21 protein-coding genes and 2 pseudogenes are annotated in these 18,732 nt (G+C 64.7%); 9 read left to right on the forward strand and 14 right to left on the reverse strand.

All coding sequences use genetic code 11. From position 1 onward, the window contains the following. Positions 1-120 precede the first annotated feature (120 nt). From EJ073_RS07370 to EJ073_RS07380, 3 genes are read right to left on the reverse strand one after another with little or no spacing between them, the layout of a single operon-like run. On the reverse strand, positions 121-1,254 hold the full coding sequence (locus EJ073_RS07370; protein ID WP_126055138.1) for an alanine racemase: 1,134 nt from the start codon (positions 1,252-1,254) through the stop codon (positions 121-123). Continuing rightward, on the reverse strand, positions 1,251-2,531 hold the full coding sequence (locus tag EJ073_RS07375) for a D-arabinono-1,4-lactone oxidase (protein ID WP_126055139.1): 1,281 nt from the start codon (positions 2,529-2,531) through the stop codon (positions 1,251-1,253). Before EJ073_RS07375 ends, EJ073_RS07370 begins: the two co-directional genes overlap by 4 nt. Before the next feature lie 13 nt (positions 2,532-2,544). Continuing rightward, positions 2,545-3,726: an MFS transporter gene (locus tag EJ073_RS07380; protein ID WP_126055140.1), complete on the reverse strand. Its 1,182-nt coding sequence runs from the start codon at positions 3,724-3,726 to the stop codon at positions 2,545-2,547. A 128-nt stretch (positions 3,727-3,854) separates the two neighbouring features. On the opposite strand from EJ073_RS07380, the gene EJ073_RS07385 reads away from it, so the two are divergent. Beyond that, on the forward strand, positions 3,855-4,481 hold the full coding sequence (locus EJ073_RS07385) for a TetR/AcrR family transcriptional regulator (protein WP_189347653.1): 627 nt from the start codon (positions 3,855-3,857) through the stop codon (positions 4,479-4,481). A gap of 4 nt (positions 4,482-4,485) precedes the next feature. On the opposite strand, the gene EJ073_RS07390 is transcribed toward EJ073_RS07385, so the two are convergent. Further along, on the reverse strand, positions 4,486-5,382 hold the full coding sequence (locus EJ073_RS07390; RefSeq protein ID WP_126055141.1) for a LysR family transcriptional regulator: 897 nt from the start codon (positions 5,380-5,382) through the stop codon (positions 4,486-4,488). Between the two features lie 107 nt (positions 5,383-5,489). Between EJ073_RS07390 and EJ073_RS07395 the strand changes: the two genes are divergently transcribed. Next, a complete protein-coding gene (locus EJ073_RS07395; protein ID WP_126055142.1) occupies positions 5,490-6,251 on the forward strand; it encodes an SDR family oxidoreductase in 762 nt (253 codons plus the stop codon). Here EJ073_RS07395 and EJ073_RS07400 read toward each other — a convergent pair. Further along, entirely contained in the window at positions 6,248-7,099 is an 852-nt protein-coding gene (locus EJ073_RS07400; RefSeq protein ID WP_126055143.1) for a hypothetical protein, read from the reverse strand. The two genes, EJ073_RS07395 and EJ073_RS07400, sit on opposite strands and share 4 nt — an antisense overlap. A gap of 72 nt (positions 7,100-7,171) precedes the next feature. On the opposite strand from EJ073_RS07400, the gene EJ073_RS07405 reads away from it, so the two are divergent. From EJ073_RS07405 to EJ073_RS31830, 5 genes are all read left to right on the forward strand, one after another. Beyond that, positions 7,172-7,966: a class I SAM-dependent methyltransferase gene (locus EJ073_RS07405; protein WP_126055144.1), complete on the forward strand. Its 795-nt coding sequence runs from the start codon at positions 7,172-7,174 to the stop codon at positions 7,964-7,966. Between the two features lie 232 nt (positions 7,967-8,198). Then, complete coding sequence (groES, locus tag EJ073_RS07410) at positions 8,199-8,495, forward strand: co-chaperone GroES (RefSeq protein ID WP_006203049.1); 297 nt, start codon at positions 8,199-8,201, stop codon at positions 8,493-8,495. A 69-nt stretch (positions 8,496-8,564) separates the two neighbouring features. Beyond that, on the forward strand, positions 8,565-10,208 hold the full coding sequence (gene groL / locus EJ073_RS07415) for a chaperonin GroEL (protein WP_126055145.1): 1,644 nt from the start codon (positions 8,565-8,567) through the stop codon (positions 10,206-10,208). Between the two features lie 359 nt (positions 10,209-10,567). Further along, positions 10,568-10,837 (forward strand): cupin domain-containing protein, encoded by a 270-nt coding sequence (locus tag EJ073_RS31825; RefSeq protein WP_245455700.1) that lies wholly within the window; start codon positions 10,568-10,570, stop codon positions 10,835-10,837. 26 nt (positions 10,838-10,863) lie between these two features. After that, on the forward strand, positions 10,864-11,148 hold the full coding sequence (locus EJ073_RS31830) for a helix-turn-helix transcriptional regulator (protein ID WP_210211275.1): 285 nt from the start codon (positions 10,864-10,866) through the stop codon (positions 11,146-11,148). On the opposite strand, the gene EJ073_RS07430 is transcribed toward EJ073_RS31830, so the two are convergent. The 9 genes and pseudogenes from EJ073_RS07430 to EJ073_RS07465 all read right to left on the reverse strand — a co-directional run bounded on the left by EJ073_RS07430 (position 11,145) and on the right by EJ073_RS07465 (position 16,426). Beyond that, positions 11,145-11,756, reverse strand: a complete 612-nt coding sequence (locus EJ073_RS07430; RefSeq protein ID WP_126055146.1) for a LysE family translocator — start codon at positions 11,754-11,756, stop codon at positions 11,145-11,147. The genes EJ073_RS31830 and EJ073_RS07430 overlap by 4 nt on opposite strands. Positions 11,757-11,863: 107 nt before the next feature. Beyond that, a pseudogene (locus EJ073_RS07435) lies at positions 11,864-12,145 on the reverse strand (YkgJ family cysteine cluster protein); the annotation flags it as partial. An 89-nt stretch (positions 12,146-12,234) separates the two neighbouring features. Continuing rightward, a complete protein-coding gene (locus EJ073_RS31425; protein ID WP_189347697.1) occupies positions 12,235-12,393 on the reverse strand; it encodes a hypothetical protein in 159 nt (52 codons plus the stop codon). A gap of 1 nt (position 12,394) precedes the next feature. Then, positions 12,395-12,802: a hypothetical protein gene (locus tag EJ073_RS07440; RefSeq protein ID WP_126055147.1), complete on the reverse strand. Its 408-nt coding sequence runs from the start codon at positions 12,800-12,802 to the stop codon at positions 12,395-12,397. After that, positions 12,802-13,056, reverse strand: a complete 255-nt coding sequence (locus EJ073_RS07445; protein ID WP_126055148.1) for a hypothetical protein — start codon at positions 13,054-13,056, stop codon at positions 12,802-12,804. Before EJ073_RS07445 ends, EJ073_RS07440 begins: the two co-directional genes overlap by 1 nt. 293 nt (positions 13,057-13,349) lie before the next feature. Then, positions 13,350-14,129, reverse strand: coding sequence for an SRPBCC domain-containing protein (locus tag EJ073_RS07450; RefSeq protein ID WP_126055149.1), 780 nt, complete (start codon positions 14,127-14,129; stop codon positions 13,350-13,352). Between the two features lie 14 nt (positions 14,130-14,143). Next, positions 14,144-14,449 (reverse strand): metalloregulator ArsR/SmtB family transcription factor, encoded by a 306-nt coding sequence (locus tag EJ073_RS07455; RefSeq protein WP_126055150.1) that lies wholly within the window; start codon positions 14,447-14,449, stop codon positions 14,144-14,146. An 85-nt stretch (positions 14,450-14,534) separates the two neighbouring features. Beyond that, positions 14,535-15,194: a glutathione S-transferase family protein gene (locus tag EJ073_RS07460; protein ID WP_126055151.1), complete on the reverse strand. Its 660-nt coding sequence runs from the start codon at positions 15,192-15,194 to the stop codon at positions 14,535-14,537. 99 nt (positions 15,195-15,293) lie between these two features. Then, positions 15,294-16,426 (reverse strand): annotated as a pseudogene (locus EJ073_RS07465) (metallophosphoesterase). A gap of 122 nt (positions 16,427-16,548) precedes the next feature. On the opposite strand from EJ073_RS07465, the gene EJ073_RS07470 reads away from it, so the two are divergent. Further along, positions 16,549-17,136: a hypothetical protein gene (locus EJ073_RS07470; RefSeq protein ID WP_126055152.1), complete on the forward strand. Its 588-nt coding sequence runs from the start codon at positions 16,549-16,551 to the stop codon at positions 17,134-17,136. A 316-nt stretch (positions 17,137-17,452) separates the two neighbouring features. Then, complete coding sequence (locus EJ073_RS07475) at positions 17,453-18,715, forward strand: ABC transporter substrate-binding protein (RefSeq protein WP_348627243.1); 1,263 nt, start codon at positions 17,453-17,455, stop codon at positions 18,713-18,715. Positions 18,716-18,732: the final 17 nt, after the last annotated feature.

The raw sequence follows: 18,732 nt of genomic DNA on the forward strand, positions 1-18,732 counted from the left end.
CAGGTCGAGGCGTGATACGCGTTCGTCATCCTACGGCGAAGCAAGGAGCGGAGCGACGCAGCGCAGACCCTAGGATGACGATGTCGCGGAGGCCTGCGCCAATGGCGAGCGCTTCGCACCTCACCCCATCGGCAACGCCGGCCAGCGCTCGACAATATGTCCGGCCGAAAACACCGCGATCGAGCCGAAATGCTGCAGCACGGCCTCGCTCTGCGTCGGACGCAGGAAGGCGCAGTCGCCGGGCTTTACGTCGGCTCCGGCCGGCAGGGCCATGAACTGCTGGTTGGAGGACAGGCCCATCAGGCTGTTTACCTTCATTCCCTCCGGGAACACCGGCCCGGCCATCCACTTGCCGCCGTAGAGATAGCAGCCCTTGCGCGGGAACAGGCCAAGCGCCGTGAGCATGCGGGACACCGAGGCCGGCCCCGGCAGCACCGGCTCCACCACCTTCAGGATCGGCGTCGCGATGAAGGCTGCAGGCTGGAGGCCATCCAGGCCGGGGACGTCGAAATCGCTGGGCAGCACGAAAGCGGAGCCGATCGAGACTTCGTTGGCGACCCCGCCATGGTGCAGCAACGCCGTCTTCGAGCCGCCTATGTTCAGGATGCGGCGCTGGTCCTCGCCGAGGCTGTCGGCGAATTCCTCGGCCAGCGCCTGGGCTTTCCCCAGCGCGCCGGCCTGGCCGCCGAACAGGCCGGGAATCTCCGGCGCATGCGCCTCGTAGGCCATGATACCTTCGCAGCGCAGGCCGTTCGGGATGGTCAGCGCCTTTATGTCTTCGGGGCTGGCGAAGCCGCCGCGATGCAGCCCGACATCGACCTCGAAGGCAAAGCGCAGTTCGGTGCCAAGTTCGGCCGCCAGCGCGCCATACTCGGCCAGCCGCTGGTCGGTGTCGATCAGCCAGCAGACGCGCGACCAGCCGGCGCCGCCCTTGGTGAGCGCGGCTCTCGCCGCGCCGACCGGCATCGGCTTGCCGTAAAGCAGATCCGCCTCGGGAAAGGCGTCGAGCACGGCCTGCGTAATCGGCGGATGGAAAGTCATGAAACGGCTGGAGCCGAGCGCGCCGGCAATATGCTGGAGCAGCGGCATGGAGGCGAGCGACTTGTCGACCAGCCGCACGGCGAGGCCCGGCGCCAGTCTGTCCTTCACCAGCGCGATGTTGCGGTCGAGCCGGTCGCGGTCGAGCACGAGCGCGGGCTGGAAGATGCCGGCTTGCCTCAGCGCCTCGGAGAGATCGGCGAAATAGGCGCTCATGTGTCGATGCCGAACAGGCTGGCCATGTAGGGCGACACGAAGCGGTTTTCGGGATCGATATCGCGCCGCACCGCCATGGCGTCATCCCAGCGCGGATAGAGTTTCTTGAAATCCGCGGCCTTCAGGCTGTGCATCTTGCCCCAATGCGGCCTGCCGCCATACTTGCGGAAGATCGGCTCGGCCGCCCGCATGAAGGGCTCGGGACCGTTGGCCGCATCGTGGTGGATGGCGATCGAGCAGGTGAGCCTTTTGTGGAAGGGCGAAAGCCAGAATTCGTCCGGCGCCACCGAACGCACCTCCATCGGGAAGTAGACTTCCGGAAAGTGCTTCTCGGTCAGCGCGATGATCTCGGCCAGCGCCTTCGGCCCCTCCTCGAAAGGCAGGTGGTACTCCATCTCGTTGAATTTGGTGCGCCGGTCGCTGACATAGACGTTGAGCCAGTCCTGCACATAATCCTCGGCCGGCACCTTCTTGACCGCGCCCTTGATCAGCGCGCGGCGCAGCGACGGCAGCCAGCGCAGCACGGTGCGCAGCTTGCGCAGTGTCGCCAAACCCTTCTCGTCGTCCTCGGTCGGCCGTTGCGTCGGCTGCGCATCGCTCAGGTCGCTGGCGATGAACTGCGCATAGCCGGAAAACGGGATGTAGTAGAATTCGGCCGAACGGTGCGCGGCCAACATCGTCTCGAAATCGCGCAGCATGTCGCCGATCGGCAGCACCCATTTGCGGCGGCGCAGGCGGTAGGCCGCGATATTCTTCATCGTCACTTCGGTGAGGATGCCGAAGGCGCCGAGCGCGACGCCGGTGGCGTGGATCATGTCCTGGTCCCCTGCCCGGCTGTATTCGCGCAGTTTCCCTGTCCCGTCGACGAGTTGCACCGTCTCCAACTGCGTGTGATAGGCGCCGAGCTTCGGGCCCGAGCCATGCGTGGCGGTGCCCAGCGCGCCGCCGATCGCCTGCTTGTCGATGTCGCCCATGTTGGGCAGGGCCTGGCCGATGCCCTGCAGGATGTGCATCAGAGGCCCAAGCCGAGTGCCAGCCCGCAGCCGCGCCCGATTGGCCGCGGTGTCATGCGAGACCAGCCCCTCGATCTTCTCCAGCGAGACGATGGTGCCATCCGACCGCACCAGTGGCGTGAAGGAATGGCCAGCGCCGGCGACGCGGAGCGGACCGGGCGCCGAGCGCACCAGATCGGCAAGCTCGCCGGCATCTGACGGAGTGGCGATAAGCTTGGGTGCGGCCTGCACCAGGCCCGACCAGTTGCTCCAGGCTTTCTGCATCGCGCTTCTCCGCTCAGGCAATGGCGCGGCGATGCCGCGTCACGAGGATGAACAGGCCGAGCAGCGCGACGCTGGCGGCGGCGCTGGCGGCGGCGAATTCCGGCACCGGCCGGAAATCCTTGTCGATCAGCAGCGAGGCGGCAATCGGCCCGATCGCCAGGCCGAAGAGCTGGGCCGCCGGCACCAGAAGCACCGCGGTGCGGGTCTCGTCGGCGGTGATCGCCAGGCGGATCTGGTAGGGAACGATGAACAGCAGGATGAAGCCCATCACCAAGGCGGCGACCCAGAATATCGTCGGGCCAGGTCCGCTGGCGAAAATCAGCGAGCAGACAAGGGCGACGGCGCCGACGGCGGTGATCGCCAGGCGATAGTCGATGCGCGCCTCGATGGCGGTCGCGGTCATGGCGCCAACCACCTGCGCGGCGAGGCTTGCCGACACCATCAGGCCGACGGTGCGGCCATCGATGCCGAACTGCGCCCCGAGCGGCTCGAGGAAGGCCCAGATCGCGCCGAAGAACATGAAGTAGCAGAAGATCGAGAGCAGCGCGGCGATCGATCCGGGCGTCAGCACATTGGCGAAATGCTCTTCCTTCGGCAGGTCGGCATAGTCGTCCGGCACGATCCAGGCGACCGCCAGCGAGGCGAGGCAGACCACGCCGAGGGCGAGGAAGCCGCCGGACGCGCCGGCGACCGGGACGACATAGAGCGCCAAGGTCAGCGCCAGCGCGCATTGCGCCAAGGTCTGCACGGTGACGAAATAGCCGCCGATGCGCTCGGCCCGGCGCGAGCGCGCAATCAGCTCGGTGGCGATGGCGACCAGCCCGCCCTCGGCAAGCCCGGCCAGGCTGCGCGCGCCGATCAGCGCGTTGGCGCCGGCGGCATGGGCCGTCCACCAGTTGGCCGCCGCCAGCAGGAGCAGCAGGATGGCGCTCTTCCAGCGCATGTTGCGGGCGGACAGGGCCATGGCCACGACGCCCGAGCCGATGGCGATGGCGATCATCTCGGCGGTGGCGACCAGCGCCAACTCGTCGCCGGTGACATGGCCTTCGGTGTAGAGCGCGCCGAGCAGCACCGGCTGAAGCCCGAGGATCAGCAGGCCGACCGAGCCGATCCACAGCGCCGAAGCGAGCTGCAGGCCGCTCGGATTGCCGACCAGCCAGTCGCCGCCGTCCGTCTCGCCGGCTTGTGTAACCAAAGGCGCCTCCTCAACGTCCTTGCCGCATCGCCAAAAAACTGACAATCTGTCAGCATTTCTGGAAACTGATAGTTAATCATGTTTCTTGTCAACCGGAATTTTGGACCTCTCGCGAGAGATCGGGCGCAATGAGCGAAGCAAGGCGATTGGCGACGGAGCCCAGGCGCAGGCCAAAGCAGGAGCGCAGCCGCGAGCGCATCGACGCGATCCTTTCGACGACCATGCGACTGATTGGCGAGAAAGGCATCGATGCCGTCACGATGAAGGAAGTGGGTGCGCTGGCCGGCGGACCGATCGCCACCGTCTATCACTATTTCCCCAACAAATCGGCGATCCTGGCGATGCTCTACGAGCGCTTCGCGGAGGAGAGTCGCGCGCGCTTCGGCGCCATCATCGCCGGGATCCGCGGGGTGGACGATGTGACGTCGGCCGCGGATCGACTGCTCGACGACTACTACAACCGCGTGGCGGCGGATCCGGCCATCCAGGACCTGCAGAACGCGATCCAGGCTGATAAGGCACTGCAGAACCTCGACATCGCCGAGACCAGGCAGCAGGCGAAAATGTTCTGCGACCATGTCGGTCCGATGCTTGAGCCGGAGCGGCGCGAGGCGTTCGGACGCGTGGTCTTTCTCATCTTCCAGCTTGCCGGCGGCGTGGTGCGGCTGGCGCTGACGCAGGACGAGGCCGAGAGCCGGCGGACGATCGATGACTACCGGTCGATCATTCACACGCAGTTGCGGTTGTTTCTTTGAGCGATCAGGCGTCCAGCTTCGGCCCCAGAATCTCCACCAGCCAGTCGACGAAAACCCGCACCCTTGGCGACAGCTGGCGGCTGCGCGGATAAAGGACCGAGATCGGCGTCGGCGTGGGCGGATTGTCCGGAAGCACCTCGACTAGCCGACCGGCCTCGATGTCAGCGGCAAAACGGCGGCGCGGCGCCTGGTAGAGGCCGAAACCCTGGAGCACCAGCGTGGCGGCCGTGTCGGAGTTGGAAACCGTAACCCGCGACGGCAGGACGATCTCGTGCACCTTGCCGTCGACGGTGAGTTCCAGCGGCATCACCTGCCCGGTGCGCGACGAGACGAAGCCGATCATCACATGGCCGGCCAGCTCGTCCAGGTCACGCGGCAGGCCGTGGCGCTCGACATAGTCGGAGCTGGCGAGCGTCGCCTCGCGCGCCGTGCCGATTCGGCGCGCGATCATGTCGCTGTCCGGCAGCGTGCCGGCGCGCACCACGCAGTCGACGCCCTCGCGCACGAGATCGACGAGGCGGTCGCCCTCGCCGATATGCAAGCTGAGCCCAGGATAGCGGGCGAGCAGCGCCGGCAGTTCCGGGATGACGACGGTACGAGCCAGGTTGCCGTTGATGTCGATGCTGAGCCGTCCACGCACCTCATGCGCGCCGAAGCCGCCCTCGGCGTCCTCGATGTCGGCGAGGATGCCGATGCAGCGCTGGTAATAGGCGTCACCATCGAGAGTGGTCGTGACGTGGCGGGTGGTGCGCCTGAGCAGTTGCACGCCGAGCCGCTCCTCCAGCTGCTTGATCGCGGCGGTGGCGCTGGAGCGCGGCAGGCCGAGATCGGCGGCGGCAGCGGTGAAGCTGCGCCTTTCCACAACGCGGGTGAAGAGCCGCATGCTGTCGAACCTGTCCATCGGTGATTGTTCGCACAGGATGAATAGTGTTGGCAATCCGTGCCCGATTATATCGTCCAGCAAGGCGAGTATATGCATCTCCATCCAAAACAGAAGGAGTTCTCGCCATGACCACTCGCCCCATCGCCCTGATCACCGGCGGCAGCCGCGGCCTCGGCCGCAACACCGCGCTCCACCTCGCCCGCAAGGGTGTCGACGTCATCGTCACCTATCGCTCGCGCGCCGACGAAGCTGAGGCGGCTGTCGCCGAAATCGAGGCCGCCGGCGGCCGCGCCGCGGCGCTCCAACTCGATGCGGGAGCCGTCGCCACCTTCCCTGCCTTCGCCGCGGCATTGAAGAATACGCTTGAGGAAACCTGGCAGCGCGATCGCTTCGACTATCTCGTCAACAATGCCGGCACCGGCCTGCGCAAGATGATCGCCGAGACGACTGAGGAGGAATTCGACACGCTGATGAACACCCATCTCAAGGGCGTGTTCTTCCTCACCCAGGCGCTGCTGCCGCTGATCAACGATGGCGGCCGCATCATCAACATCTCCAGCGGGCTGGCCCGCTTCGCCGCTCCCGGCTCGTCGGCCTATGCGATGATGAAGGGCGGCATCGAGGTGTTCACGCGCTATCTCGCCAAGGAACTCGGCCAGCGCGGCATCGCCGCCAACACCGTGGCGCCGGGCGCGATCGCCACCGACTTCAACGGCGGTCATGTGCGCGACAATGCCGAGATCAACCGCATGGTGGCCGGCGTCACCGCGCTCGGCCGCGCCGGCGTGGCCGACGACATCGGCCCGATGATCGCCTCGCTGCTGTCGCAGGACAATCGCTGGGTCAACGCCCAGCGCATCGAGGTATCGGGCGGGATGAATATCTAGGTAACCTGGCGGATCAGCCCTTCGAAGCCGTCGGCGAGATTGGCATTGCCGGCGGCGACGAAGCTCGAAAGGCGCCTGGCTCGCCCGGGGGTCTTGTTGGCATCGAGCAGCACTGCCCTGCCCTCATGCATGACAAAATCGAATTTCCCGTAGTCGAAGCCAAGTTGGCGCCTTAGCGCGCGAAGCTCGTCGGGAACCGGAACAGGTTCGCGGCGGATCGTATCGTCGCCCTTGACGAGACTTTGCGGCGAGACGTGGCGGGTGCAGCGTTCGCGTTCGCCGCAAAACAGCCAGAAGCGGGCTCCAAAGCCGTCCGGCTCCGGTTCGGGAACGAATTTTTCCACCACCAGATCCTCGCGGTCGAACACCGTCGTCGGAACATCGGCAAGCGAGCCATGGACACGATAGCTGTCCAAGGCTTCGAGGCGGGGAAACGGCTCCGGCTTGCCGGCGCGTCGCGACCGCCGGTTCAGCGAGCGCTCGCGCGTCCCCAGGTTGTTCAGGCTGCTCTTCACGATGACGGGCCCCTGCCAACCGTCGCCCCTGCCGATCACGGCACCGCTGACGCGACGCTTGGAGATGTCGGTGGCGCCGATGTTGAGGCAGAAGGGAAAGGCGCGCGCGTATTCGACATATTCGGCCGGCGTCACGGTCGCGTCGACATGCAGTACCGCGATGTCGGCTTCCGGCCTGGCCGCCGTGCCGGCAAGGATCCGGACCGAATGGCCACGGCGCTTCAGCTCTTCCAGCAGGTCGAAGAGCATATACGGGCTGTCGCGGCGTAGCAGCAGCCCACGCCGGCTCTGAAACCGGTCGAACTCATGCGTGATGACCGCGATGCGTGCCATGCGCCCCATTGGCTTCTCGAGCGTCCTCGATTACTCGATCGAATACAATGCGCTAACCAACCCAGGGTTTGCATGACAGAGCACTGGAATGCAATTCGCAAACACTGGCAGTTGCTCGGCTCGCCGTTGCGGCCGCCGGCTCAGGTGGTCGAGGCCTATGAACGCGAGCTCGAGCTTGCGCAATCGCACGTCGTCATGCTCGGCGTGACACCGGAGCTCGCCGGACTTGGCGCCACAATGATTGCGGTCGACGAGTCCGCCGACATGATCGCCGGCATCTGGCCGGGCGACACCGATATGCGCAAGGCGGTGCGAGGCGACTGGTTCGACCTGCCGTTTCCCGGTGCGAGCATCGACGCGCTGATCGGCGATGGATGTCTCTCGGCGATCGGCGACGCCGAAGCAAGACGGGCGCTTTTTTCGGCGATCGCGAGCGTGCTCAAGGCCGACGGCCGCGCCGGCATAAGGCTTTACGCCTCTCCCGAAACCCCGGACGACCCGAAGGATGTCCGCGCCCTGGCGCTGGGCGGTGGCGTCTCGACCTTCCACGAGCTCAAATGGCGCGTGGCCATGACCGCAATCAGCGGCGTGCCCGACTACATCATACCGGTGACGAGAATCTTCGAACAATTTGAAGCGATTTTCCCCGATCGCGTGGAGCTTTCGGCGCGCACCGGATGGGACCTGCCGGTCATCGGCACCATCGACGTCTACCGCAACTCTTCGGCTATCTACAGCTTCGCCCCGGCTGACGCGGTGATTGGCGAGGCGCATGCGTTCTTCGACAATGTCGGCGTCGTTCCGACCGGCACCTACGGGCTCGCCGAACGTTGCCCGCTGCTGGCGCTGCGCTCGCCAAGGCGCTAAGGGGCACCTATGAAATTCCTTCGCGATCCCATCAGCGAAAGACCGCGTTCCTGATGCGAATCCAGGCCGGGAAAAATTTCGCGCGGTTCGTTCCTTGCGCGCGCCTTGACTCTCGAAACCCTCCGGCCTATCTCAGCGCCACGTTAGCACTCGCCTTGCGTGAGTGCTAACTCATATCCGGCCTCGCCGGATGGAGGAACAGTTCTCACCGTTCTCATCGAGGAAGACACTTATGGCAAAGTCCAAGTTCCGCCCGCTTCATGACCGCGTGGTCGTTCGCCGGGTCGAATCCGAATCCAAGACCGCCGGCGGGATCATCATCCCGGATACGGCGAAGGAGAAGCCGCAGGAGGGCGAGATCATCGCCGTCGGCTCCGGCGCTCGCGACGAAGCCGGCAAGCTCGTGCCGCTCGACGTCAAGGCCGGCGACCGCATCCTGTTCGGCAAGTGGTCCGGCACCGAAGTCAAGCTCAATGGCGAAGACCTTCTGATCATGAAGGAATCCGACATCATGGGCATCATCGGCTGAACATCGGCCTCACCGTCAACTGAATCTTGAATCTGCGGGTTCGCCCCGAACCCCTGCCAGGAGCTTACAATGGCTGCAAAAGACGTAAAATTCTCCCGTGATGCCCGCGAGCGCATGCTGCGCGGCGTCAACATCCTCGCCGACGCGGTGAAGGTGACGCTGGGCCCCAAGGGCCGCAACGTCGTCATCGACAAGTCGTTCGGCGCCCCGCGCATCACCAAGGACGGCGTCACCGTCGCCAAGGAGATCGAACTTGAGGACAAGTTCGAGAACATGGGCGCGCAGATGGTCCGCGAAGTCGCTTCGAAGACCAACGACATCGCCGGCGACGGCACCACGACCGCGACCGTTCTCGCCCAGGCGATCGTCCAGGAAGGCCACAAGGCGGTTGCCGCCGGCATGAACCCGATGGACCTGAAGCGCGGCATCGACCTCGCCGTGACCGAAGTCGTCGTCGCTCTCGGCAAGGCCGCCAAGAAGATCAAGACCTCCGAGGAAGTCGCTCAGGTCGGCACGATCTCGGCCAATGGCGACGAGTCGGTCGGCGCCATGATCGCGGAAGCGATGCAGAAGGTCGGCAACGAAGGCGTCATCACCGTCGAGGAAGCCAAGACCGCCGAGACCGAGCTGGAAGTCGTCGAAGGCATGCAGTTCGACCGCGGCTACCTGTCGCCCTACTTCGTCACCAACGCCGACAAGATGGTCGCCGATCTGGAAGACGCCTACATTCTCCTCCACGAGAAGAAGCTCTCCAACCTGCAGGCCATGCTGCCGGTGCTCGAGGCTGTCGTGCAGACCTCGAAGCCGCTGCTCATCATCTCGGAAGACGTCGAAGGCGAGGCGCTGGCCACGCTGGTCGTCAACAAGCTGCGCGGTGGCCTGAAGATCGCCGCCGTCAAGGCTCCGGGCTTCGGTGACCGCCGCAAGGCCATGCTGGAAGACATCGCCATCCTCACCGGTGGCCAGGTCATCTCGGAAGATCTCGGCATCAAGCTTGAGAATGTCGGCCTCAACATGCTCGGCCGCGCCAAGAAGGTGTCGATCTCCAAGGAGAACACCACCATCGTCGACGGCGCCGGCAAGAAGGCAGAGATCCAGGGCCGCGTCGCCCAGATCAAGCAGCAGATCGAGGAGACCACCTCGGACTACGACAAGGAGAAGCTGCAGGAGCGTCTGGCCAAGCTCGCAGGCGGCGTCGCGGTGATCCGCGTCGGCGGCGCGACCGAGGTCGAGGTCAAGGAAAAGAAGGACCGCGTTGATGACGCCCTGAACGCGACCCGTGCGGCCGTGGAAGAAGGCATCGTTGCCGGCGGCGGCGTGGCCCTGCTGCGCGCTTCTGGCAATCTCAAGGCTACCGGCGCCAACTCCGACCAGGCCGCCGGCATCAACATCGTGCGTCGCGCGCTGCAGGCTCCGGCCCGCCAGATCGCGGCCAACGCCGGTGCTGAAGCCTCGATCGTTGCCGGCAAGATCCTCGACAACAAGGGCGCCACCTTCGGCTACAACGCCCAGACCGGCGAGTATGGCGACATGATCGCCATGGGCATCGTCGACCCGGTCAAGGTCGTGCGCACCGCCCTGCAGGACGCGGCCTCGGTCGCTGGCCTGCTGGTCACCACCGAAGCCATGATCGCCGAAGCTCCGAAGAAGGAAGCTGCCGGCGGTATGCCGGGCGGTATGCCGGGCGGTGGCATGGGTGGCATGGACTTCTAAGAAAGTCCATAAAGCACGCCCATCACCTTACGTTGCTCAAGCCCGCAAGCGGGCTTGAGTGGCGGCATGGACTTCTAAGAAGTCCATAAAGCACGCCCATCACCTTACGTTGCTCAAGCCCGCAAGCGGGCTTGAGTGGCGGCATGGACTTCTAAGAAGTCCTGTCCCATCACGAATAGTGAAGGGCGGCAGAAATGCCGCCCTTTTTCGTTAGGCTCGCTTGATTTTGCACTCGGTGACCTTCGCCACGGAATCGACTCCCGCCCGCATCGTCGAGACCATGGTTATGTGAAGGAATAGGGCCTGGCGCGAAAAGCCGCCGCGCTGAGGCCCAGCCCGGCGAAGCGCTGCCGCCAGTCATCAAAGCCGGGGACCCGAAGGGCGACGGCGGCTGGCTCGGCCAGTTCATAAAGCTGGCCGTGTCGGAGGTCGCGGAAAAGCGGGCCGGCAGCGAGACCGTCCTCACCAAGCTCAGCGAGCTGATGTTCGTCGATGTTCTGCGCCGCTATGTGGAATCGCTGCCGCCGCAGCACACGGGCTGGCTGGCCGGCCTGCGCGATCCGCACCTGGGCAAGGCGCTGGCGCTGATCCATGATCGACCGGCGCATAACTGGACGGTGGGGCGCTAGCGAGGGAAGCCGCGCTGTCACGCACCGTGCTCGCCGAACGCTTCACCAGGCTCGTCGGCATGCCGCCGATGCACTATCTCGCCAAATGGCGGATGCAGATCGCTTCGGAATTGCTCAGCGCCGGCAACAGCAGCGTCGCCAACATCGCGGCGGAGATCGGCTACGAATCCGAGGCAGCGTTCAGCCGCGCCTTCAAGAAGGCGATCGGCGTCCCGCCCTCGGCCTGGCGGCTTGGCGTTCGGCCTACGCCCGGTTCCGGAAGCCATGAGGCTTCCGAACCCGAAGGCGAACCGGCCGTGGCAGCGAACTAGCGATCCGTCAGCGCCAGCTTGGCGCCTAGCATGACGAAGGCTCCGGCGAAGGCGCGGCGCATCCAGGTCAGCACCTTAGGCCGCGACACGACATGGCTGCGGATCGACGCGGCGAAGATGCCGTAGCCGACAAAGACGATGAAGGTGACGAGCATGAAGACGCCGGAGAGCTCCAGCATCATCGACAAGGCGTTCGGCTCGGTGGTGCTGACGAATTGCGGCAGGAAGGCAAAGAAGAAGATCGACAGCTTCGGGTTGAGGATGTTGATGAGGATGCCGGACGTGATCACCTTGCCGGCCGAGCGCGGCGCGAGGTTCTCGTCGACGCTGAGACCGCCCCCCTCCTTCAGTGTGTTCCAGGCCATGTAAAGCAGATAGGCGACGCCGAGATATTTCAGCGTCTCGAAGGCGACGGCGCTGGTGTGCAGCACGGCGGCGAGGCCGGTGATGGCGGCGGCCATATGCGGGATGATGCCCAGCGTGCAGCCGAAGGCGGCGATGATCGAGGCGCGCGCGCCACGCGAGAGGCCGGCGCTCAGCGTGTAGAGAACGCCAGTGCCCGGCGAGGCGACGACGATCAGCGTCGTCAACAGGAATTCGATGCTCAAGGCTTGTTCCTCCGCGGCCCCTGCCAGGCGGGAAGGTACCGAGCCGATTGAGGCGGGGCAAGCGGGGTAGGAGAGCAATCTCCCGCCTTGTGGGGGAGACCAACAAGCGGCAGCCCATGCGCCTGGCGAGCCATCAGGCAGTCGTCGCCGCCGGGCACGCAGGCACGGCAGACGTCGGGGCGGAGTTCGTAGATGCCGCAGGCCGTGTGCTTGCCGATCTCGCCGGTCAGCGCCGCACAGCGCACGCCGTCGCAACGCATGCCGGACAGGTCGGCCGACACGTATTTCTCGGGAATGCGGTCCAGCTGTTCATCCGCCTCGGTGGAGAAGCGCGGCCATGCGGCCGAATAGGAACAGCAGGCGCCGCAGCTCTGGCAATCGAAAAGCATGCCATCGACGGCGAGCGGCCAGGCCAGACCGGCGGCCGCGCCGGAGGGCCGGCTCAGGTCTCCACGATCCGCGTCACTCGGCAAGGCCGCTATTTCTTCCCTTTGGTCTTGCGGGGCGGTGTTTGCGCCGGCGCGTCGAACAAATCGGATGCGCTCGGCTTGTCGACCTTCGGCGCGGCAGCCGGCTTGGCCGGCTTTGCGGCGGCGGGTGACGCCGGCTGGTGCTTGGCGGAGAATTTTATGGCCATGTCAGTCCTCGTCAGCAAAACGCGATGACGGCGCCCGCGGATTGCGCAGGCGGCCGATGAGCGCCGAAACCGCCGTGATGTTCATTTCCTCCGGCGACCAGTTCCTGGCTTCCACGAGGTGATGCGGCGCCAGTTCGCGATGCGTGCTGCCGCTATAGGCGGCGTCCGGATGTGTCACGCGCTCATGGGTTTTGCCGTCCTCGCGCACATATTCGATCAGATAGTTGGGGCATTCGGCGCGGCTGCGCACACCGACCCGCACCTGGGCATCGCCATGGGCGCGCTTGCAGCGTTCCAGTTTTTCCAGCACGCGCCGGACATATTCGACCGGCTTGTCCAGGACATCGACCATATCGGCAATCGTCGAATCGGCGGCGATCGGCGTTGGCGGGACGCGCTTGGTGGCCATCAGCGTTTGCCCGTGCGTTTCGGCAAAGCGGCAAGGGCGGCGGCGGCCACCCTGTGCTCGGCTTCCTTTTCCAGCCGTAGCTCGCGCAGCCGCGCGGTCTTGGCCTCGCGGGCCTGGCTGGCGGCATCCTGCTCGGAAACGATGCGACTGAGCGACATCGACTGGGTCCTGGCCCGGCTGAAAAGCGATTCAGCCTGGTCGCCCCGGGTCTTCGAAGTGAGGGACAAAATCTTCTCCTGGTCCGGCGCATCCATAGGCCGGCGCGACGGTGCTTTAGCACATCCCAATCGGCCTGCGACGCACAATTCAGTCCCCAAACGCAAAAAAGGGCGTAAGCATTGCCCTCTTCGTCGTGGCGGTCCATGCTGGCGCACCGTCAGGGTTGAATTGCGACCCAAAAAAAATTGCAAAATGCGGGAACCATCTTGGCATCCGCGCATTTTGGTACGGTCAGCAATTCATGAAAGCAATTTCAGGAAAAGGCTGGCACAAAGGACGCCTCCCGCGCGATAAAAGGTGCGAGGGGCGTTCTTTTTTGTCTGGCGCCTCACATGATCACGCTCATCATCGGCAGGACCTCGTAGCGGAAGCCGCGCCCCGAAAGCACGACCGGGTCGGCGTCAGTCACTGCTCGTGCCTCGGCCTCGCCGCCGACGCGCAGGATGCAGAGGCCCCAGGGCCCGGCCGGGTCGGCGACCGGACCGGCGATCAGCATCGTGCCCTGACGAAGCTGATCGCGCAGGTATTCAGCATGGCGACCCATCAGCGCCCTCTCCTCCTCGGTCAAGGTGAAGGCGAAATCCGGGCGCGGCGGGATCAGCCGGCAATGGAACACGCCGGGCGCCTTGACCCCGGCCTCGCCGGCGAGGAAAGCGCCGAGCCAGCCGAGCACACGCTCCCAGCCCTGGCCGTGATCGCGGCAGGAGTCGTGACGCGGGCCAAAACCTTCGTGGCGCAGGGTGAGCCAGGTCCCGGTCCCGATCGCCTCCAGCGTGTAGGTGACGGTCGTCACGTTGTCGCCGTCCCATGGCGCCTTCCAGGTCATCACAAGGCGGTGCGGCGGCTCGACCTCGAGATATTCGCCCTGGACGTGGAAATCACGGCCGTCGGCGCCCTTGCCCTCGGAGCGCCAGGCGCCGCCCGGCCGAACGTCGGCAGTGTGCTTTGTGGTGCGGTACATGTTGTCGGCACCCCACCAGAGCGGGATCTGGTCCGCGGCGGTGATCGCGCGGAACACCCGCTCCGGTGGCACGGCGATCGTCACCGTCGCCAGGATGGTGCCCGCCGAAACGTCGGCTATTGCGCGTGGTCTCTCATTGCCCGCCATCACTCGTCCTCCAGTTAGGATTTCAGGTTGCCGAGGCTCGCCTGCCAGAAGTCGCGATAAGGCATGATCCAATCGGCGACGTCCTTCAGTTCCGCCGGCTCCAGCCTATAGAGCCGCTCGCGGCCGCGCTTCTGCTCGGAGACGACGTTGAGCTCGCGCAGGATGCGCAGATGCTTGGAGATCGCCGGCCGGCTCTGCGAGAAGGCAGAGGCCAGTTCGTTGACGGGCGCCGGCCCCTGCCGCAAACGGTCGAGGATGGCGCGACGCGTCGGATCGGCGATGGCGCGGAAAACGGAGCGGTCGGGATCAGCCTGCGGCATGATACGTATCCATTTGGTTACGTATTATGCCGGACCGGCGCTGCGGTCAATTCTCTTGAAGAGATATGGCATGCCGCCGTCGTGGTCAGTCCTGTTCGTGAGGGCCTGGCTCCGGCCACGTCTCCTTAGCCGCCTCCGTATACCAGTGCCGCATCGCAGGCGTGGAAAGCACGGCGTCGACATAGGCGCGGATATCCGGCGCCAGCTCGCCGCCATAGGTGTCGAAACGGGTGACGATCGGCGCGTACATGGCATCCGCGGCGGTGAAATGACCGAACAGGAACGGGCCGCTCACGCCATGTTCAGCCCGGCATTGCCGCCAGATCGCCTCGATGCGTGCCCGTTGCGTGTCGCCCTCGGCGTCGAGCGGCTTGTGGCTCTTCGGTCGACGCAGGTTCATCGGCCAACCGTAGCGGACCTCGCGAAAACCGGAATGCATCTCGGTCGCCACCGAGCGTGCCAGCGCGCGGGCACCGATGTCGTCCGGCCAGAGCTTTTTCTGCGGAAAGAGATCGGCAAGATATTCAAGGATGGCAAGGGTTTCCCAGACAATCCTGCCATTGTGATTCAAGACCGGCACCAGACCGGTTGGCGACACTTTGGCGAGATTGGCAAAGGTCTCGGGCGTGCGCAGGCGCACGAAACTCTCCTCGAACGGGATCTCCAGATGCCGCATCGCCACCCATGGCCTGAGCGACCAGGAGGAAAAGCATTTGTTGCCGATGAAGAGCGTGAATTCAGCCATGGTTGTTCCCATATTGCCCGCGCATTCGCAGGCGCACCCTACCCCGCCTGCTTGCCGGGCCGATCCCGAAATTACGACCAGGGCCGCTGTCCCGCCGCCTCAGAAACTCAGGCTCTTGGAAAAAGCGTTGGTGAAGACCACCTCGCCGTGGTCGCCGCCGCCTCGCCGAGCACCACATCCATGCTGTCGCCGGTCACCCGCGCCAGCGCGAAGCCGCCCATGTAGGCGGCCTTCGGCTTGAACAGGTCGAGCCCGTCGCGGCGGTAGATCATCGGCGCCTCGTGCTGGTGGCCGTGGAAGATTGCGATGACATTGTAGCCCTTGAGAGCCGAAAGCAGGGCCTGGCGGTCCGCCTCGCCCCACCAATGCGGCGAGCCGGTGCCCTCGTCGTCATAGGTCCTTTTCGCCGGATCCCAGCGCTCGATCGAGAAAATGTCCCAGCCATAGTGCTGGAACAGGATGACCGGGCGGCCGTCGCCGGCATAGGTCGCCAGGTCCTGCTTCAGCCATGGCAGGCTGCTCAGCGCGGCATGGCCGGTGTCGCCGGCGAAACGGTGCGTCTGGACGAGATGCAGGCCGCCCCAATCCCAGGAATAGCAGTCGGTGTCGACGTCATAGTCGGTTGCCGGCACCGGCGGCTTGAAGAACACGCCGGCGCGATGGTTGACCTCGACATAGTCGCGCAGCTCGCGGCGGTACCAGTCGACATGCGGCGGCGAGCCGTTCTGGTCGAGGTCGTGGTTGCCGAGGCCGACGTAGACGGGCACGTGCACGCGGTCGGGGCCTATGCCCTGCTGGTAGCGCTGGCTGAACTGCAGCAGCTGCGTGCCCTCGCTGGGCTCGGTGACCTGGCCGCCGCCGTCGTCGGTGATGTCGCCGCCGGTGACCAGGCCAAGCGGCGTGCCGATGCGGCTGCCGGCCGAACGCAGGCCGGTGGCGACGCCGCCGATCTCGGCCGGCCAAGCCTTGTCGGCGATGCCGTTCAGGGCGGCGACGCTGCGCAGAAGCGCGGCATCCGTCTTGCCCTCCTGCAGGCAATTGGGGCTCAACCCGCTCGCCATGCGGCAGGCATGGATATCGGCGATGAACAGGAAAGTCGCGTCGACCGGCTGGATTCGCTTTCCGGTCTGACCGAATGCCGGATGGGCAAAGGCCGCGGCAGACGCAAGGCTCGCCATCTGCGCCAGGAAAGCGCGACGGGATATCGAACGGGCTTGCCAGCTATTCATCATGGCCGAAATTCAGCACAGGCGGCGCCCGGCCGTCCAGTTCCTCCCGATCCGCCAAGCATCGACATGGCGGTATGGGTCTGGCAGTCTTGCGCCTTCAACTTGAGCGGGAAGAGGAGGATGCGATGAAGGCCGCAACGATCGGCATGGCCCTGCTTGCCGCGGCGGGCACCGCGCATGGCGCCGAATGCGTCGACGCCAAGACCGCCAAGACCGGCTTCGTGCTGGAGATGCCGGGCATCCGCAGCGAGTTCCGGCCGGCGGCCGGCGGCATGGTTTCGGTCGCCAACACATACCAGTCGGAATCGCCGCAGACGCAGTTTCTCTATGCCGGGCTGATCGAGGTGTTCCGCGACAGCACGACCGGCCATCTGGCGATGATCCCGCTCGGCGACCTGAAAAAGCTGTTTCCGCTGAAGGCAGGCGCGAAGAGCACGACGCAGTTCGTCGAGCTGTCGCCGAAGAAGCAGCCGAAAGGCACCAAGACGCTGGAACTGGCGGTGAAGGGCAAGGAGACGTTCAGCCTCGGCGGCTGCAAATACAATGTGCTGGCGGTCAAGGAGACATTCAAGAACCAGGCCGGCGAGACGCTGGACACGTTCACCGCGCTCTACGCGCCGGATCTCGGCGCATCGCTGGCCCGGCGCTATGACGAGGGCACGAATTCGGAGAGCGTGGTCGGCTACGAGACGATCAAGCCGCTGGCGAATTAGACTAGGTCCAATCTAGACTCAACGCTGGCGCGTTGGTGCATGGCGTTGCGGAACCTCCGATTCGTGCGCCAGTGTCGTGATTTTGAAGTTCGCATTATTGCGACATCGCGGTCCGAGCGAACTCGAAACGACACTGGAACAGATTCGACGTATTCGGGTCATAATCGCGCATATCGCCCACTTCCCCAATATGCCATAGTCGCTCAGAGGCGTCGCCAACCGGTGTTCGCCCCCACCTTCAGGACCGCGATCGATACCAAGACGATCGACGCGGAGGAACTTGCATCGACCGCAAGCCGACGGAGGAAATTGGGCCATGAAACATGGATCATCAGAAGAACACCCAACGAGGGTTGAACCTGCCGCTGGTCAGCGAACGATGAATCGCCGCGACGCGCTCAAGGCAGCAGGTCTGGCTGGAGCCGCCCTATCAACGGGTGCCGTGTCGGTCTGTGCCGTTGCAGCGCCGGTCGATGCAATGGAAGACCTGGTTGCGGCCGCCAAAGCGGAAGGGCAGCTTACCGTCATAGCATTGCCTCGCGATTGGTGCGAATACGGCGTCGTGATAGACGGGTTCAAGGCGAGATACGGTCTGACAATCAACGAACTCCGGCCCAATGGCAGCTCAGCCGATCAGATTGAGGCGATCAGGGCTGGGCGAGCCAAGACCGACTCCCAGACCCCGGATGTAGTCGACATTGGCATGTCCTTCGCCTCATCGGCTAAGGAGGATGGCTTGCTGCAGCCGTACAAAGTGTCAACGTGGGACACAATTCCGGAAGCCGCCAAGGATGCGCAAGGGTATTGGTGCGGCCGCTATTACGGAGTCCTTGCGTTCGAGATCAACGCTGACCTCGTCACCAAGATGCCACAGGATTGGGCGGATCTTGCCGCGCCGGAGTATAGGAATTCGGTCGGCCTCGCCGGCAATATTTCTTCAAATCAAGCAGTCCAGAGCGTGTTCGCCGCAGGCTTGTCGGCGGCTAAGGGTGACGTCGAAGAAGCCGCTGCTCAGGGACTGAAGTTCTTCGCCAATCTCAATGAAAAGGGCAATTTCGTTCCCATCATCGGTGATACCAACTCACTTGCTGACGGCCGCACGCCGATCCTCGTTCGCTGGGACTACCTCGCGCTCGGCGACCGCGAACGGCTCAGGGGGAAAACGAGGATCGAAGTCATCAGGCCAAGGACCGGCGTCGCTGCGGGTGTCTATGTCCAGGCGATCAGCGCCTATGCTCCGCATCCAAACGCTGCTCGGCTGTGGATGGAGTACCTTTATTCAGACGAGGTGCAGATCGCATTGTTGAAAGGCCATTGTTATCCGATCCGGTTCGCGGACCTCGTGCGCAGAGGATCGGTCCCTGTCGATTGGCGCGAAAGGCTCCGGCACCTCGACCATGAGGGGTACGATGTCGACCCGATATTCCCAGCACTCAAGGACCAGGAGAGGGCGAGAGACGTCATAACCAACGGCTGGGACGATATCGTTGGTGTCAAGGTACGTTGCCTGCCTGCTGACGGGTACCTTGGCCCGGTATCCTTCAACAGTAGCATGGCTAGCGGAGCAAACGGTTCCTAGTTCACGAGTTTGAGGTC

The organism is Mesorhizobium sp. M4B.F.Ca.ET.058.02.1.1, assembly GCF_003952505.1.
In the GTDB taxonomy this organism is placed as follows: Bacteria; Pseudomonadota; Alphaproteobacteria; order Rhizobiales; family Rhizobiaceae; genus Mesorhizobium.